Below are 19085 nucleotides of genomic sequence, written 5' to 3'. Positions count from 1 at the left end.
AGGTTAAGATTTTTATCGATATAGGGTAAAGTGTCCAACAAACTCTCGGTCATCGTTTTCACCTTTGAGTTTAATAACGTACCAGTAATCTCCGGTTGGTAATTCCTTCTGGCGGTACAATCCGTCCCAGCCACGATCACCGGCACCCATTCGGTACACCTCTCTACCATAACGATCAAATATTATGGTTAGTATCTGTGGGAAACCTTCATCATTTCTAGGTTTCCAAAATTGATTTTCCGAATCTCCATTTGGGGTGAAGAAATTAGGAATTTCAATGTCAATAAACTCCATAAATATACTGGCTGAGACCTCACAACCATTGGCATCAACCACACGAACTTCATAGGTGTCGGTTCGATTGATGTAATAGGTGTTATCGCTACCATTATCTACATCTCCGAAATAAATGGTGTAATCTTCTCTACCACCGGTAACGACCGCTGTAATTTCATTGATGTTATTTTGTACCAAGCTTATGGTCAGCGGTTCGAATTCATCGATGACAAAATTATGAGTGGTAATACAACCGTTTTCATGTGATATTGCAATGAAATGGTTTCCTGGAGTCATATCCCTGAAATAAGGGTTCAACTGCATTTGAGCTGGATCAGTAGTATCTAAGCCGTATAACACCTCCTCGGAAATACTTTCATCATCTAGGGTAATATTGACATAGTTATTGGGCAGTTGACCGTTACAACCATATATTGGTTCTACCGTAGCACCAAGGTTAACACCAGGTTCTACCGTAACGGCAATATTCGATTCGCAACCGTTGGCATCTTCTATGAAGATAATGTAATCACCTGCTGCTAAACCAGAGAAGGTAGTTCTATCTTGAACAAAAGTACTTTCAACGGCCATTCTTGTACTATAAGGTGCTGTACCACCCGTTATGGTCAATTCAATTGATCCGTTCTCTTCACCTTCGCATACTTCAGGCAGAACCTCTGCACTAACCTCAATAATGGTGGGTTCGGTAATGGTATATTGAAGTTCGATGAAGCATCCATTAGCATCTTGAGCTATTATTGTATAGTCGCCCGGGGACAAACCATCAAAGGTGTTTTCATCATCAAATTGGTCGAGATTAGGTGTAATTGCATATTGGTAGTTGCCTGAGCCACCAGAAAGGGTTACGGTAATACTCCCATCTTCTTCGCCATTACAGCTTACATTAATGACCTCATCAGTATAGTCAAGAGCTGTTGGTTCAACAATATCTACCCTTTGTGCCGGTGTGGTACAATCTTCACTGACTACATTTACATAATAGGTACCTGCATAGAGATTTCTGAATATTCCTAAAGATTGAGGACCAGCAATTCGGGAGGCAGGGTTTAAGGAAACATCTGTAAATAATTCATATTGATAATTTCCTAATCCGCCCTCGGCATCGGCGTAAATAGTGGCCGTATTGTCACCATTACAATTAATAACCGCTGCAGATGTATCTACCATTAGGTTCAATGGATCTATGGCATTTTCTTCAATCGAGTTTGAAAGTACCGCCGTACACATATTTGCAGCATCTCTAACATAATATCTATAGACGCCTGCAGACAGCATACCGCTAAGAGGAAGATTTACACTGTTGCCCGGCATCAATGTCCAATTAACATTATCCTCACTATATTCATAAGTACCGCTTCCTCCGGTAGCACTTAGTTCAAATTCAACGCCCGTAGTACAGGTCAAGGGGCTAGTCCTTATCAATTGAGCCTCTACTTCTGTCGGGTTCACAATTTCTACAATTGCCGTTTCGTCAGAACAGCTTACATCGTCAGTCACCGTAATACTGTAGAATCCTGCGGCCAACCCATTAAATGTGGCACTCGCTTGAGGTGCTGAGGTCTGTAAGAGGTTAGAGCCAAGGGCATCATCATAAATATTCAACCTATATTGATATACAGGAGTAATATTTCGTGCATTTACAGTTGCCGACACGCTTGCCGTATTCTCATTAAAGCATGACAATGCTGTTGCCGATATATTGGAAACGATATCATCAGGTCGAATCAAATCGATGGTATCAGATAGTACACAACCAAAGGCATCGGTAACCGTTACATGGAAACTACCTGCTGACAGACCAGTGAAAATATATGCTTCTACATTGGTTTCTGTGTATACTTGTGAAGTAGTTGTATTATCCAATACAATGGTATAAGGGCCTTCACCACCCGTTGGGTCTACCAAAATGCTACCTTGATCATTGGAACAAGTAACATTTGACTCCTCCCGAATAGTAGCCGTTATTGGAGCGCTAGGTGAAAGGATGGTAACGGTATTGGAATCATCATCGCACTGAGGTGCGTCTGTAGCTGTTACCCTTACGTAGTAAATGCCACCAGGCAGATTGGTAAAAGGAGGCAACACGGTTGAGGTATTACCGGTTCCGCTTTGACCAGCTACAGGATTATCATTTATATCATAAACTTGATAACTATAATTACCTGAGTAATTATTGATGGCAATACTAAAGCTACCATCGTCAACACCATTGTTCAGACACTCTTCATCGGTAAGCTTAGTAGCAATTACCTCTATTACATCTGGATTTTCAATAGTATGAACAGTTTCCAAGACGCAACCTGTATCTAAATTGGTAATGGTAACTCGATAGTTGCCAGTTTCAAGACCACTGAAGGTTTCTGTTGCATTACTAGAGTTAACAGTCTGATTATAGACCACATTTATTCCACTTACAGTGAACTCTAAATTAGGTGAAGCAGTTGTTGGATTAATAGTAACCCCTACCTCAATTTGGGCATTATTTAATGGTGAACAGGCCGCTTCCTGCGTGGTAACCACAACAGGATCTGTTATCTCTACGAAAGGAGTTACTACATCGGAGGCAGAAAGAGCCGAGCATCCTGCATCATCATAAACCCTTAGTTCATAGCTGCCACCGAGACCATCGGTTTCGTTATACGTAGTATTTGCACCATCTTGTACAACGATTCCATCTCTAATGAATACATACCGAACATAAGTGCCTGTTCCGCCCGTTGCGCCATTAAATGAAACAGCTGCATTATTGGTGTTATTTCCATTAGTACAGCCATACTGTACAATCGAAAGGGCATTAACAGTAATCGGATCTTCTTCGGTAATGGTTACATCCGTCGTAATTGAACAATTGTTTGTTCCCCTCACCTCAACAGTATAGGTTATACCCGCAGTACTTCCTGTAAGACCGGTGAAAGTTGCTGCAGTATTACTTGTTGTAGTCGGAAGGATTGGTGAACCTGGAGTACTACCGTTTCCTGCAATGATTCTAAAAGTGTAAGGGCCAACACCACTATCAGTAGTGCTTACAGTAATGGTACCATCATTGGCAGCATTACAAGTAACGTTGGTAAAATTATCAACATTGATTACTGGAATAATTTCCGGATCCAAACTTTGTCTAATAGTGGTACTACAAGCATGATCAACCGCTTGGTCTGTAATTGTGAATACATATTCTCCAATCGTACTATCTTGGGTCAATGCGGTAAATACACCGGTTGTATTGGCATCTGTGGTTATTCCATCAGGATACACCACTGAATAATTAAATGCACCCGAACCACCTGTTTGGGTAATAGTAATTTGACCCCCTGGATCTGTGGTAGAGCAATCAATAGTCTTAACAACTGTTGCTAATGGTACTATAGGTTCGTATAGTTCTATACTTGCCGATGTTGCGGCAGAACAATTCCATTGATCACTTACGATAACTTGATATTGACCAGCACCTAGACCACTGAAAATCGGGCTTGTCTGTACTGTACGAAGATTATCATAGGTAGAAGTTCCTGTGTTGAACACCTGCAGTTGATAACTGTAATTACTTCCTTGACCGCCAGTTACGTTGATAACCTCTATTTCACCTTCTAAGTTCGTACAATTAGGCTGATTTATTCTTAAATCTGCCGTAATAGCCGTCGGGTCTACCAAGTTGACATTCGATAAACGGAATTCACAACCATTTTGATCGGCAATCCAGACTTGATAATCAATTCCAGCACCTGGCGCACCAGCTAAACCCGTAAATCTAGGGTTGGCCAAATAACTACCTGGATAGGTAGGAGCTGGATCAGTCGCTGGAGCGACAAAATAGGTGTAGCCTCCCCATCCGCCTTGAGCGTCTATAATTTCTATAATTCCGTCATTACCCAGACAAGTAACTTCTGTTACATCTGTGTTGGCCGAAATTGGGTCTGTTGGACCCGCAATATTGAAAAGCTCTGAAGACACACAGAACGGATTCGAATCTTGGGTGATTTCTACCCTGTATTCACCTGCGGCAATAGCAAATGGCGTTGTAGGGCCAACATTGGCCGAAACGCCATTGGCGCCAGCAATAATGGTATCATCTGCCGTAGTTGCCGTACCTTGTGAATTATAAATTTGCCATGTGAATCCATTAGAATAAGGATTAACTGCATCTGAAATTGAGAAACTAACCGTACCATCTGTTCCATGGCAAACCACATCGGTCGTGATAACCGAAATTTCAAAATTATTAGGATTACCAACGGTATGGGAAACAGAAATGACACAATTCGTATTAATATTTCTTATCTCAAATGTATGCGTACCTGTGGGTAAATTGACAAAGACGTTTGATACTTGAAAAGTACCACTTGGCAATTGTCTAAACTCATAATTGGCAAGACCTGCCGGAGTACTCGTATCTGTTTGTGAACCAAAGGCGTTTATGGTAATTTCCTCGCCTGAAACGCATGTAATGGGTTGATCGACGGTGATAGTAGCCGACTGCAACTCGTCAAACGGAGCAATACTTGCAGTTGTTGAGCCTACACAACCATTATCGTCATAAACGTTAATGGTATAGTTTCCACCCGCGAAATCAGTTTCTATATACGTGGTATCCGGTCCATCTTGTACAGGGGTTCCTGGATTGAGGTCATTAATGAATTCGTATCTCACGAAATTATTAGAACCACCCGAGGTACTTTGTACCGTAATGCTTGCGTGGTTTTCGTTGTTGCCTACAACACAAGCAAATTCAACTGTTGGCGCCATGGTAACCGCAATAGGCGCTGGCTCTGAAATGAGTATCGATGCACTATCTGTACTACAATTGTTAGAAGCTGGGTTTCCAGTTATCGTGACTATGTATCCAGCGGCAGTAGTTGTTGGAGCCAGACCAGTAAAGGTCGCCGTATTTGCTGTGGTGCTCGTTGGCAAAATACTTGTTGCCGCACCATCAAAAGAAGTGATTTCAAAAGAAAACGGCCCAATCGGACTATTAGTGGCCCTTATGGTTATAGTACCATCTGAATCTCCGTTACAAGTGACATCAGTGGTAGTGATATTCTCAACTGAAGGTTCTATTCTATCAGGAACAGTAATTGTAAACTCTCTATTACAAGCTGCGTTATTCGGCGTATTGGTATCATAAATGGTGATGGTATAATCACCAGCCAACGGGGCATTGTAGTCAAAAGGATTGCTTGGAAAAGCAGTTTGAGCTACGGCAGGTGCACCTGCCGTATTGGTAATAGAATATTCATAACTTCCCGAACCAACTAAAGCTTCTATGCTAATTACAGCATCTGGAGAGGCGGTGCAATCTAGTAGTTTAGTCAATCTCGCACTTATCGAAAGAACCGGATGTACGGTGTAAGATGATTGTGAGGCTACGCAGCCATTACCATCCATTACATATACATCATAATCCCCGGCAGTAATATCGTTGAAGACCCCGCCATTATCTAAAAAGGTAGTCGGTGCTGGGCTTCCGGCTGTGACAATAGCATATCTTAAATTTCCTGCAGCTGAAGAACCAACGACTATTAAATCAATTGGCGCCGCACAATTATCTTGAGTAACTGAATCGATGGTCGGATTCGGCGATAGATCAAGATTAATAGGAGCCATGGTTACCGAGCAACCATACTGATCGTACATGGTAACTGTATAATTGCCAGCTGGGGAGTTTACAGGAATTTCTATTGGGTTGGTGGTAACGCCTGTAAGTGGTGTAAAACCAGCAGGGCCGGTTACATCAAATGTGTAAGGGGCTCCACCACCACCGGTAATATTGTCTACGGTTATAAGACCTGGTAGGTTACAAGATATATCCCGTGTAGCATTAGGTGTGCCGTTTATGGCATTTAATTCTTGAAGATAACTGTTTTCACTACCTCCTGTACACGAATCTGTGGTACCATCCGACTGAACCACTTCTATGTAATACTCGCCTTCGCTTAATCCGCTAACATTGATGGTATTGTTAAATGGAATGTTTCCTCCACTTGATTGAATGGCAACAGGATTGCCTACTTCAAAGAATTCCCATCTCATATGGGTACTAGGAGTTCCCGGATTCAGTGTATATTCTATTTCACCAGTAGAACCTCCAAAACAAGTTGGAGTCACAACTTCGGTAATTTCTATAGGTCGGGTGATAAGGTCATTAACATTGATAAGGCTTTGACGCACACAACCAGTTGCATCCCTTACATAAAACACATAAGTTCTTCCGGGTGTAAGCCCTGTCCAAGTATAAGAACCGTTACCTGCTGGAACTGCATTTCCGCCAGAATCTACAGAACCGCCCGGTTGCCATGTTGCAATAGTAGGATTGAAATTCGCCGGGTCTTCGGAATACGCATATTCGTATGGCGCCACACCAGCAGTACCTTGTACCCGTACCTGAAGGTCGTTACAATTGACTACGATGGCGCTAATGCTTATATCTAAGTTATCAAGAGGATATGGGATAATATACCTGTCAAAATCTCTTTGGCAGATAGTGCCGCTAGGTAGGGTAACCCTTATGGAAGGAAATACTTCTGTACCTGAGAGATGACCTCTAAGCTCATTTGATAATTGCCAAGATGCACCACCATCATGACTATATTCAATTGTTCCTCCCGCAGGCGTAACTACGTTGTTGAATTCAAATCCATACTCGTTGGGGTCAGGATCATTACACGCGGCCGGTAAAATTGGATCAATATCCGCATCAATTTCTACAGCGTTATTGATTGTAACGGTTGATGAGGTTACGGTACAACCATCTTCATCGGTAATGGTAATTTCATAATCACCCACCCCAATACCATTAAAAGTCAGGGTGTTGCTAGATATATTGGTGTTTGTAGTACCGTAGTCAATACCATCTGCAGGACTTAAATCAACTAATTGATAGGTAAACGGACCATTTCCTCCGCCTACTATCGCATCGATTGAACCAAATCCGTTATAACATTCCGGATCCGTAGCAGTTCCGGCTACCGTTAAAGGAGTCGAAGGGGTAAAAATTATATCCTCCTGCAAGAAAGAACAAGCCGGTACAGACCCATTGTTATCCTGCACATAAACATCATATCCGGCCGGGTTGGCAGTCGCCATGGCATTGGTAACCGTAAAGGTATTCGACGCCCCGTAAAAACCTGATGGGCTTGTATTGACAGGAACAAAGGCATACACAAAGTTACCGTCACCACCGGTCGCATTAACTGTTATAGTACCATCGGCACAAGAACTTATTTCATCAATATCAATAGAGACTACCAATTGGGGCTCAATTGTTATTGTTTGTTGTACGGCTGAACACCCATAACCGTCACGTACGTCTATAGTGTAAGTTCCGTCAGATAAATTGGTAAAGGTATAGGTGGTAGATGAAGCTGGCGAAGGTGTAATGAACGGACCTCCATCTAAACTGAAGGTGTAATTGCCGTTACCAGCGGTTACATCTACTTGAATCGATGCGTTATTGGCACCAGAATAACAAGCCGTTTCGGATACAGTAAATGTCGGAATCAGAGGAGCGGTTACAGTAATAGCAACATCAATGGCGTCTGAACATAAATTCAAATCCCTGGCTCTAACTATATAATCCCCAGCTGAAAGACCGGCGAAGAAATCATTACTTTGGTAACCAGTTATGATGCCACCAACGGTATCTTCCAACTGATATTCATAAGTTGGGGTGCCGCCTGAAACCGAAGCTGTTATGGTCGCTCCGGTGTTATCACAGGTGAATTGTTCGGTAATACTGGCCGTAGTGACTACAGGAGTAGGTTCCGTCAATGTTTGGTTGAGGGTAACGGTACACCCTGCAATCGGGTTGTCAACATCTCGTACTTCAATCGTATACGCTTGTGCAGAAAGACCTGTTATTTGCTCAGATGCACTGAACGGTCCTACAAATGAGTTGCCGTTCAAACTGTATTCATATCCACCGGCACCATAATTATCTGCATTGATGGTAATGGTACCCGAACCATCTCCATTACAATCTAGATTTTCGAAAGCAAAGATAGAAGCTTCAAAGGCATTTCCGTTTTCGATGTTGGCAGCAGTATCTACTGTACAGTTACTTCCGTAATCAACGGTTATAGTGTGAAGGCCAACCGCAACATTTGTAAATGTATTCGAGGGTTGGGCCGCTCCACCATTTAAACTATAGGTGTATGACGGGTCGTTAGGAAGCACTGTAATAGTACCGGTGCCATCACAATTATAAGCCACGGAAGTGGTAAGTGTTGGTTCGGTTGGTAGTGGAGCAACAACTATATCGGCCAAGGTAATACCACAGGTAGTTGCATTGGAATCTCTAACGCGAATGCTATAAGTTCCTTCCGTTAAAGAGGTAAAGGTGTGTCCTCCAGTGGTAGAGGCGGTCCATGCCCCACCATTGATACTGTACTGATAATCTCCAGAACCGCCAGATGTCGGGGTTACACTTCCGACGGTAATTTCACCATCAGTTGTACAAGTGTAGTTTTGTGTTAAACTGGCCTCCGCAACGATTTGAGCCGGCTCGTTCACAGTAATATTTTGAACGACAGATTCACAATTGTTGGAGTCTCTAACGCGCACTGGATATGTGCCTGCGACTAAATTAGGGAATGAATTTCCGATAACATAAGTTACGCCGTTGTCAATGCTATACATAAACGGAGCGTTGCCACCTGAGTTGACCACTATGGAGATAGATCCATCAGAACCGCCGAAACAACTTACATCGGTCGGTGTTGGTGTGAAAGCAATTGGCGCATCTTGTACAACAGTAATCGTTTGTACCGCGGAGCAATAGCCTGTGGCACCATTGTTATCCCTTACATAGATGTCATAATCTCCTGCCGAGGTTACGGTTACAGGGTTGACGGTGTTAAAATCGCCATCCGTAACGGTCGTACCGTTAAGAACCACGGCATATACGTAATTGTTATCACCACCACTAGCGGTAATGGCTATATCGGTAGAAGTAGCGCAAGCAGTAATGTTTGGCGCTGAGGCCGACACTGTTAATTGTGGATCAATAGTAATTGTTTGAAGCGTACCGGTACACCCTAGTCCATCACGTACATTTACGGTATATGTGCCGTTTGAAAGTCCGGTAAAAGTATGGGTGGTCGAATTGCTTGGAGTGGGCGCCACCCAAGGGTTTCCGTTCAGGCTAAACGTATAGTCTCCGTTACCATCGGTGACATCAATTTGAATGGTAGCTGTATTACCACCAGGATAACAAGCTGTTGGTGTAACAGTAAAGGAAATAGGATTGATCGGACTTACCGTAATCGAGCTATCGATAATATCTTCGCACAAACGGGCATCTCTTGCCCTAACAAGATAATCACCCGCAGCAAGGCCTGTAAATACAGTGTTGCTTCCGTTGGCGGCAAAGTCAAACCCTGGAACAATGCTTCCCAAATTATCCTCTAATTGATATTCATAACCAGGGGTTCCGCCAGAGGCGCTAGCAGTTATGGTAGCTCCGCCATTGGTACAGGTAAGTTCTGTGGTAACGGAGGCATTTGCGACAACGGCAGTAGGCTCTGTAATGGTATGTGTAAGCGTTCTTGAACAGGTAATTTCATCCGCTTTTCTGACCACAATAGTATGGGTGCCTGCACCTAAAGGGGCAGAGGTAGTTACTGGGGATAGCGTAGAGTTTACAAAGGCACTACCATTGATAGAGTATTCAAACCCTGCAACCGAGTCAAAATTTTCAGCTTCTATGGTAATAGTAGCGTCTGTATCTCCATTACAGGTAACATTTGTAGCACTCGTAATGGATGCGGTAAATACGTTTCCGGCAACTACGGTAACAGGTGTTTCTACTGACTGCTCACACACTTCGGGTACTTGATGTATAACTATATCATCAAGAGCAAAATCATTACCGCCATTTCCAGGAATTTCAGATCTGATTACAAAATCTAAAGTGGTATTTGCCCCAGGGTTCAGCGTAGCAGTGAATTCTACCCAATCGCTTGCTCCTGTATTCTTGGCTATACTACCTGTTCTTATAGACTGTACTACGTTAGAAGTGCCAGCTTCCCTGATTTCTATTGTAAGGTCTGGGTCGAGGCCACCGGTGCCTTGACGCAAAAGGTTCATTACGTAAAGCGTAACACTAAGGTCTTGGTTAGGTATTACGTCATTGATTTGCTTAGAGTAAATGATTTGTGCAGGGGTCGGTGTTCCTACGTTCATTACTAAATAACGGCCTTGACCAGCCCTGGTTCCAGAGGTGTGGTCAATAGGATTGATCCAAGTGCCGAAGGGCGCTACAATGCTACTTGTTACCGTATATTCAAAATCGTTTACGTTTTGGTTGGCATCTCCAGGAGGGTTATTAGTTTGATCTTCATAGCCATAACCGTTGGTATTGGGGCTAGGAATGGTTTCTCCACTACCAAAATCCTCACTCAACAAAACACTTGGGGTTGGAGGGGTTTGTGAGGTATAATAGGTTGTTACGGTATATGTTCCTGGAACAACATTGTCAAAAACATTACTGGTAGGGTCTGGAGAATTCAACACACCATCAAGCGCGTAAGTATAATTATAAGTAGCGATGTTTGGGGTTGCCGTAATTGTGCCCGTTCCATCACAATTATAGCTTACCTCTGGAGTAAGCGTCACTTCGGGTTCTTCGGGAATATCTTCTACAGTTACGTTCATTGGGTACTCACAAGCACCATCGCTTACAATTACTGTATAATCTCCCGGAGGAAGCACGGCAGTACTTGATGCCCCGTAAGTGGAACCGCCATCAAAACTATATTGGTAGGTTCCCGAACCGCCGGTTACATTGGTAACCCTCACCTCTGCCCCATTAGGGTCACAAGTGGCATCTCTAGAAACCCCGGTTGATGCGCTCAATGGAAAAGGTTCGTTTAGAACAAAAGTTTGAGTTTGTTCGCAGCCAGAACTATCTAAAACACGAATGGCATAGCTGCCCGCATTTAAATTGACAAATGTTGGGGAGCCTTGATAGGTGGCTCCATTGTCAATGCTATATTGAAAAGGCGCTACCCCACCAATAATATTAATGGTGATTTCTCCATCCGCATCTCCACTACAAGAGGGCTCTGTTTCTGTAATGGAGTCAATTGTCATTGTTCCGTTATCGTTGATGGTCACTTCATTGGAAAAAGCGAAACAGTTATTGGCATCAACAATAACGAAAGAATAGGTGCCGTCTTCACCTGCAAAATATTCGTCAACATCATCTGCGTCGGTATCTCTCCATCCGAAGGTGAAAGTTGGGTTCGTATCGTAAGCATCCCCAGGAATTGAAGCCACATCTGGATATAGATTGGTGCCGTTTCTTGACCAAATTGCATAGGAATAGTCGGGGTTTGGAAAACCACCGGAACCTGTTAATTGAATGACCCCGGAAGTACAACCTATGTCATTAATCGTCAAAGCACTAATCGTAGGGTCTGGTGTGCGGGTAACGGTAACATTTTCAGTATAGGTACAACCATCTTCACTAGAAGCTTCGATAATGTAATCGCCTTGGTTTACTTGAAAGGTATGGGTGTTGCTGGTCGCCGCAGTTTCGTCATCTATCAAAGTGCCATCGGACCTTCTTAAAACATAAGTATAATTGGGCTCAACGTTTAAGATGTCAATTTTTATGGTTCCTTGATCATTACAATTGGCAGGGGTGGCTTCAACGTTTACTTGAAAATCCCTATCCAGAATTCCAATATCCGGAGTGCTAAAAATACAGGCGTTGGGTATGGGGTTGCCAGAGCCGTCAAGCTGAACGATATCTACTCTATAGGCTCCGTTTGTAGTAATGTCAAAAGAAGGGCCGTTATTGGCGCTAAATGGCACAACGATAGTGCTGTTGGAAACATCTACCAATTGGTACCCGTAGTTGCTTCCAAGATTGGTAATTGTAATATTACCATCCGTAGTACAGATGATATCACGAGCATTGTAAAGAATGTCAAGATTATTCTGATACACGTCAAAATAGAACCTGCTGAAACAGCCGTTCTGATAGTTCACAACAAGCCTATATTTACCTGCGGAATTGACGTTAAAGTTATTTCCGGATTCTACCGCATTCCATGTACATGTTAGATTTTTGTTCGCACAATCATCCGGGGCTGCCGTACAACTTCCTTCATCTAATCTTTCCCAAGTAAGGCTTTGGGCGTCGGTTATATTAACTTGTAAAAGTTGTGAGTCATTCGAACCGCAAAGAAATATGTTGGGCAGCAAGTCTCCGTCAACACTACACTGCACAATTTCCCCTTGAATATCATTGGTTGGGTCTGCATCGGAGTTTAAAGTATTGAAGTAATCTACAATCGGGTTAGTTTGCGTGGTACCGAAACGTTCGACAATGATTATTTCTTTAAAGCCTTTACAAGGATCAGCAACAATTTTATCGACGATATAAGTTCCAATATCATTGACATTTAGAGTACTGAGATCGCCATCAGGGTTGCCATCGTTGAGCACAGGGTCTGAGGCATCGATTTGACCGTTGCCATTTTCGTCACGAACCCAAATATAATCATCGAAGTTGTCCCCGGCATCTAGGGTTACAGAATCACCGCACAGCTGAATAGTTCTTGTAAAATTACAATCAGAAAGGTCGTCAAGTAAAAAGTTGGTTGCACCTGGTGTTGGAAAACCACAGGTATCAAAATCGGAAACACTCGGGTCATCTGTAATCTGGTTGTCGTTAATAACCCCTTCATAGGTAGAATACGCTAAGTTTTGTATTAAGTCGGTACAGGCATCTATAAAATCAAAGCAATTTTCTGCCACTTGAACACGCATTCTTATAGATGAGGTAGGCTGACCAATACGAACCAAGTTGTCTGGAATGGTAAAAACCACTTCTCTGGTAGAAGGGTTAAAAGTATAGGTCGTTCCCGCCGGCATTTTGATGTTACCCTCATCAAGTGTTACATTTATCGGAAGAATATCGCGAATGGTATAATTGGTTGCATCGTCGTTACCAAGGTTCTCGAAAGACAGCACGTAATCCAGTATCTGGCCTAAATTTACCCCCTGCCCTGTTATATCATTTCCGGCGATATCTTCTACCCTTTTTTCCAGAACAATTTCGGGCTCTATAATCTCTACATTGAATGAGTTAAAGAAAGGGTAGTATTGATCACCATTGGTTTCAAAACGGAAAGTTGCCGATGTTTCGTTATTGGGTATGACAGAGTTAGTCGGGTTATTGATTAGAAAAATATCGGTATCATAACCAAGGGTGTTGGTACTGTTCGGGTTTCTATTGGTAGTAACCGTTCCGTTTAAGGTAATGTTACTATTAAAAAAGTTGTTTGAGGGGTTGGCACCATTACTCAAAGTCGTAAAGCCCCCACTACTGGCGGCCCTAATTCGTAATCTGTCTCCGGTTATTCTAAAATCGCCCTCTAAAGTTGCAGCACCTACATTGGCCCTTACAGGGCCTGCTGGTATGGTATTAAAGCCGGAGTAATTGATATCTACTCTATCGGTATCGCGTACTCTTGCGAAACCATCAAAGGTCGTAATGAGCTTACCGGTAAGATTCGGGTTTTCGTATACAATTACCAATGTCCACCCGCCAGTGGTACCACCACCAGGGGTCAAACTACCCACGGTTGCACGAATATTTGCTACGGTATAATCTCCGGTCGGGTCTGCTAATGGGGTTATTAAACTGGTAACATCGGCATAACAGGCATACGGACTATTTTCGCGTACCGAGTTATCGCCACTCGTAAAGCCATCATATAAAATTTCATCTGCAGTGATATTGACATAAGTGCCTCCAGGAACCCGAAACCTAACCTGATTAAAATCGTTTTGTCTTCCTTGTCCTACAGGGATGCTGTTGGAACGGTAGGTGTTACCGTCGTAAAAGCCATCGGCGGTATCGCTTGGGTATGTCGCCGACCAATATAATCCTGCATATCTTATAAGGTTACAATCGGCATTCGGAAAAGAAAACGTGGCGGTACTTGAATTGAATGTAGATGCGTCACCATCTACATCAATGTATTGCATGTTCTTATAATCGTTATAGTTGAGGTTACCCCCTGTTTCGGTATTCCAACTATTACTAGTGCTTAAATTGTTGTAAGGGTCGTTGGGCTCTGTACTGGATGTGCCCCCATCCCTATTCAAAATACTATTTGAAATAAAAGTGAGGTCGCCTTTAATATTGGTTTGGTACCTAAAATTGTCTCCCGAAGGATAGGTCCTGGTGAAAGGCGTATATTCTTGAGAAAAAACGGAACAGGCGACAAAGAAAAATGCGCCTGCAAGCAAGTTTTTAATAAGCTTTGGTGTCATTTATGCCAGTAGGTTTGGTTTGACTCGCATAATCCACATTTTATCGTTATACGAATCATTTAGGTTGGTATAGTAAGATATGAGGGCATTGTTCCAAGATTCATGTCTTTTCAAGTAGACATATCTCCAGTTATTTTCGGGGTTGATAAAGTAGCTTGCGCTTAGGCCATACGAGTTGAGTAGTTTAACAAAACGATTGGCATTTTTTGGGTTGGCGAATACGTTGGCGATGATGTAATAGCCTGATCCCACACCGTCTATCTTGTAAACTTTCGACGTCATCTCTTTAGAGGCCACTTGGTCTTTAACCACTACGTTTTGTTGAAGTACATCATCGGCATATTTGGCCGACTTTTCTTTTATTTTGTCAACGTTGCTGGCATAGGCCTCGTTCGTGTACTTGTTGTCGACATTCATAATCCACAGGTCTCCATCATATTCTCCGTTCATTCCTGATTGATGGGCATCAACCGCCTCTTGCCAAGTATCGTAACGTTCTAGATAGACATATTTTAAACCGTTCTTTGGGTTGTCTATGTAGTTAGTAGACATAAAACCTTTGTCGTTCATGTCGTTCAGAAACTTATCCATGTACTTGCCGCCTTTATAAACATTAGCAACTACATAGTAACCATCTGTCACACCATCGAGATTTTTAAATTTGCGGCTTTTGATAGCTGGTCTTTCAGTAGAGCTTGCCAAATCTGAGGTTTCGACGGGTTGCTTCGATTCTACCACAGGTTGAGCCACTTCTTGTTTTTTGCTGATTTGTGCAACTGCGTCTTTATGTTGAACCGGCGTCTTTGTACTATTCGGTATAATACCGTCGTTGCTTGTGTTATGGTTGTTTACGACTGGTCTATCTTGATTACCGAGGAACATAGATTCCGCCCTTTCCTCTAAATCTGGACGGTTACCGTTGGTCTCGTTTCTAACCATGCTCATGACCATATTAAACCTTCTTTCAAGATCTTTTTGACGGCTGGCCTCAAGCGAATCTTGACGGAACATCAACTCTTCGATGATGGCATCATTTTCCGCAAGTTTTCTTTTCAATTCTGCTACTTCTTCATTGGATGCCAAATCGTTTTTATCGAAGGACTGCTCTTCAGCAAGGCTATCCTCATAATCTTCTTCAAGCATTACTCTGTCTTCTGTCAAGTTCGGGGTAAATGAGTAGGCAAAAGAAATTTCGTGGGTGATGCCAAGGTTGTCAAAATCTGTAGTAAAACCTTTCTCCATTGTATAACCTAAGGAGAGCCTTTTATTGATATTAAAACCGGCACCGGCAGAGGCACCATAAAAACTGTCATACCCGCCTTGTAACCAACCTATTTTTGGTAAATCTAAAATTAGACCTCCACCATAAGAAAGATCTTGGGCTTCCTCGTCTGAAGCAAATCTGTTCTGACCGTTCATTCTCACCCTCGCAATCGGCATTAAGCGACTACCTTCCATAATACCATTACCATTTTCAAAAGCATGGGTATACTGTAAATGGGCCGAATAGGTTTTATCGGCAAAATCGGTTAAAGACTCACTGGTCTTTAGGTTGTAATCGAATAAGTTTTCAGCAAATACACCAAAATCGATTTTTCCGTATGAAAGGTTGAAACCGGGTTGAAAAGATAGTACGTTGCTGTCTTCTGTACCGTTCAGTCTAAAATCTTCAGCGTCGATAACATCAACATTATTCCTATCTAGTCCAGTGCTGTAATACGCTAGGTTACCACCGAAGGTAAAGTTGCTTTTTTCGCTAAGTTTAATTCCATATGCATAGTTAGCTAGCACACCTATGTTCGAGACAGGGCCTATTGATTGCGTGTATAAGCTTAGTCCAAGACCACTTCTGTCCCCGATTCTACCACTATAACTCAAGAAGTAAGTCTGATCATTATCCTTAAACTGAACCGATTGGTTTCTGTGTAAAAGGTTGATATAAGACTTGTCTTCCTGTACGGTAGAGAACGTTGGGTTGATCAAAAACCTGTTGAATTTCAACAGGTTTTGAGAAGCTGGGCTATACAGCAATATAGGGTCGTCTTCTTGCGCCTGAAGATTGGTAAGGCTTAAGGCAGCAATGAGTGTTAACAATAGGTATTTGGCTAGTTTCATGATGGGTTTAGCGAATAACGGTTATGGTACCTTGTTTTAAGGTTTCAGTAGCGTTCTTGATTACATAGTAGTAAACCATGTTCTGTTGCGAAAAGCTGGTAGAGCTTTCTGGCCATGTGTTTTGATAATTGAATACATTAAGCACTTCGGCACCTTTGGCATTATAGATTATTACGTTAACGTCAGACTTGTTAGAGTACGAGTTAGGTATGATCCATTGATCATTGGCACCGTCTCCATTAGGTGTAATAACGTTTGGTATATTGAATAGGTCTAGGTAATCTGCGGTTATCTGTTTTACAACATTGCAATTGTCAATACTTGCTACGAGCGTATAATCACCTTCAGTGGTAAAAGTATACGAGTCTGAAGTGCTCACCTCGTTATTGGCGGCATCGTACCAAATGTATGATGTACCTCCCGTAGCGGTAACGGTTTTAGAACTTCCTTCGGGGAAGATTACGTCGCCATCTATACTTAATGTAATTAGATCTGGGTCTAAAGGAGCGATGGTAATCTCGTTTGAGATGGTTGGGCACTCACCTTTTCTAAGAACTAATCGGTAGGTACCTGGGGAGTTCGTCACTAAAGCCTGATCGCTAGAGTTTATCGCTTCGCCGTCACGCTCCCAGTCAAAGGTTTCACCGGTTAAGTCGGTCTCAGAGCTGATGATGATCAAATCATCAGAGCTGCAGTATACGGTGCTAGTACTCGTGATAATCAAAGAGCCACTACTTGCCAGTTGCAATGGAAGTGTATTGGAGGTAGAGGTCATGCTGGCATAGGTGCCCGTGACGGTATAACTTCCATTTTCATCACTATTGGTAAGACTTATGGCTCTTGCAGTTTCAGCACTTACATCGGCACCATCTTTCTGCCATTGGTAGCTAAATGAAGAGGCCACGTCATTGGTAACGTTTATTTCACTAGAATCTGCCAGTACAGCGTAAATAGCAGAAGTTTCTAGCACCATACTTGTTTCGTTGCACTCAGTATAATTGGTTGCGTAATCAATTTCCAGTCTAAATTCTGTTGGACTTATAACAGTAGTGGCTTCCGAATTAATAGTAGTTGATGAACATGCACCGCCCGTTTGGGTTACGGCCACATGGTAACTACCTTCAAGAGCCGCATTATAAGATGCCTGGGTAGCTCCATTTATTATAATGTTATTACGGTACCATTGGTAGGTAGGGCTATTGGCGTCTGTGCTAATACTTAAAGACTGCGTCTGGCTTGGCATAACCACCATATTTCCTTCATTTACCCTGTTTACTGTAAATGCCCCAGCATTGGTTATAGAAACTGGAGCAGAGGTCTCGGTACAAATACCGGAACCTTTTACTTGAACAGTATAGTCACCGGTAAAAGAAGGGTCATTGGTATTTATGGTATAGGTAAAGGCACCTACTTGTTCGGCTTGAACAATGGCACCATCTTTAAACCAAGTATATCTATAAGATGCATTTTGAACATTGGCCTCTAATGCTGGCGCTGCTTGACCAGCACATAATGATGTTGAGGGAGGGTTATTGATGGCTATACCAGTACTTGTACCAGTATTTATAATAATATGGTTCGATTCAGTGTTAGCGGATCCCGTACAATCTCCATAATCAATATAGACATAGTATTCTCCGTTTCCGCTGGTTTCTATTGATGGGCCGTTTCCGATAGGGGTACCGCTACGGTACCAAGCATACTGATAGGTATTTACTTCGCCGGCCGGTACGTTGTCAACTGATAGGGTAACGTTTCCGCCACCACATACCTGTAACGTTCCGGGTGTTGTTCCGTCGCCATCAGGGCTCATATGCAAATTGGTGGTAAAACCAAGGTAGTACATAGAGTAAGCTGCACTGGCAGGGCTAGTTGCGGCTGGGCTTGTGCTGCGTACCCTCATTTGATATCCTGCACCTTGAATGTTAGTGGGCAGGTTAAAACTGGTTTCAAACTCAGAGTTACCGTTCTGATCGGTAATTGTCGATAGTACGGTTGGCGAGGTAAAAGAACCAGAGGCATTGCTCAGTTCTAAAATGAACTGGTTGTCAGAGTTGGCAGTTCCGACCCAGTTGATGGTCACAAAATACTCATTATAGCTGGCAGAGGCGCAGGCCTTATCCCACGGGGAGTTTCCTCCGATGTTGGGGTTGTCTGCAGGCTCTGGGGCTTGTAGAGCGATAGTTTGTGCATTGAGTGTGTTGCTGCCCATTAGCATAAATGCCATGGCGAGCGCTGTTCCGGTAATTGTGAGTGCTTTTTTCATAAGTAGTCGTAGTTTTGGGTTACTACATGTTCGATGTCAGATTTGGGACGTGATCAACGAATCATAAACAAATATGCTACTTAATATACGCGTGAGGAATTTTATGTTGTATCACACCCCAAAT

3 protein-coding genes are annotated in these 19085 nt (G+C 42.8%); all 3 read right to left on the bottom strand.

Annotation, left to right across the window (positions count from 1 at the left end):
* Positions 1 to 12: 12 nt before the first annotated feature.
* The 3 genes from IL356_RS03910 to IL356_RS03900 are packed head-to-tail and all read right to left on the bottom strand — an operon-like array spanning position 13 to position 18961.
* The gene (locus IL356_RS03910) at positions 13 to 14580 is read right to left on the bottom strand and encodes a T9SS type B sorting domain-containing protein (protein WP_121847112.1); all 14568 of its coding nucleotides are present in this window, start codon (positions 14578 to 14580) and stop codon (positions 13 to 15) included.
* On the bottom strand, positions 14581 to 16695 hold the full coding sequence (locus tag IL356_RS03905; RefSeq protein WP_121847113.1) for a PorP/SprF family type IX secretion system membrane protein: 2115 nt from the start codon (positions 16693 to 16695) through the stop codon (positions 14581 to 14583).
* A 7-nt stretch (positions 16696 to 16702) separates the two neighbouring features.
* Positions 16703 to 18961, bottom strand: a complete 2259-nt coding sequence (locus IL356_RS03900; protein WP_225621382.1) for a T9SS type B sorting domain-containing protein — start codon at positions 18959 to 18961, stop codon at positions 16703 to 16705.
* Between the last annotated feature and the right edge of the window lie 124 nt (positions 18962 to 19085).

This window comes from Euzebyella marina, assembly GCF_014855515.1.
Classification (GTDB): Bacteria; Bacteroidota; Bacteroidia; order Flavobacteriales; family Flavobacteriaceae; genus Euzebyella; species Euzebyella marina.
This window is presented reverse-complemented; position numbering and strand designations above follow the sequence as displayed.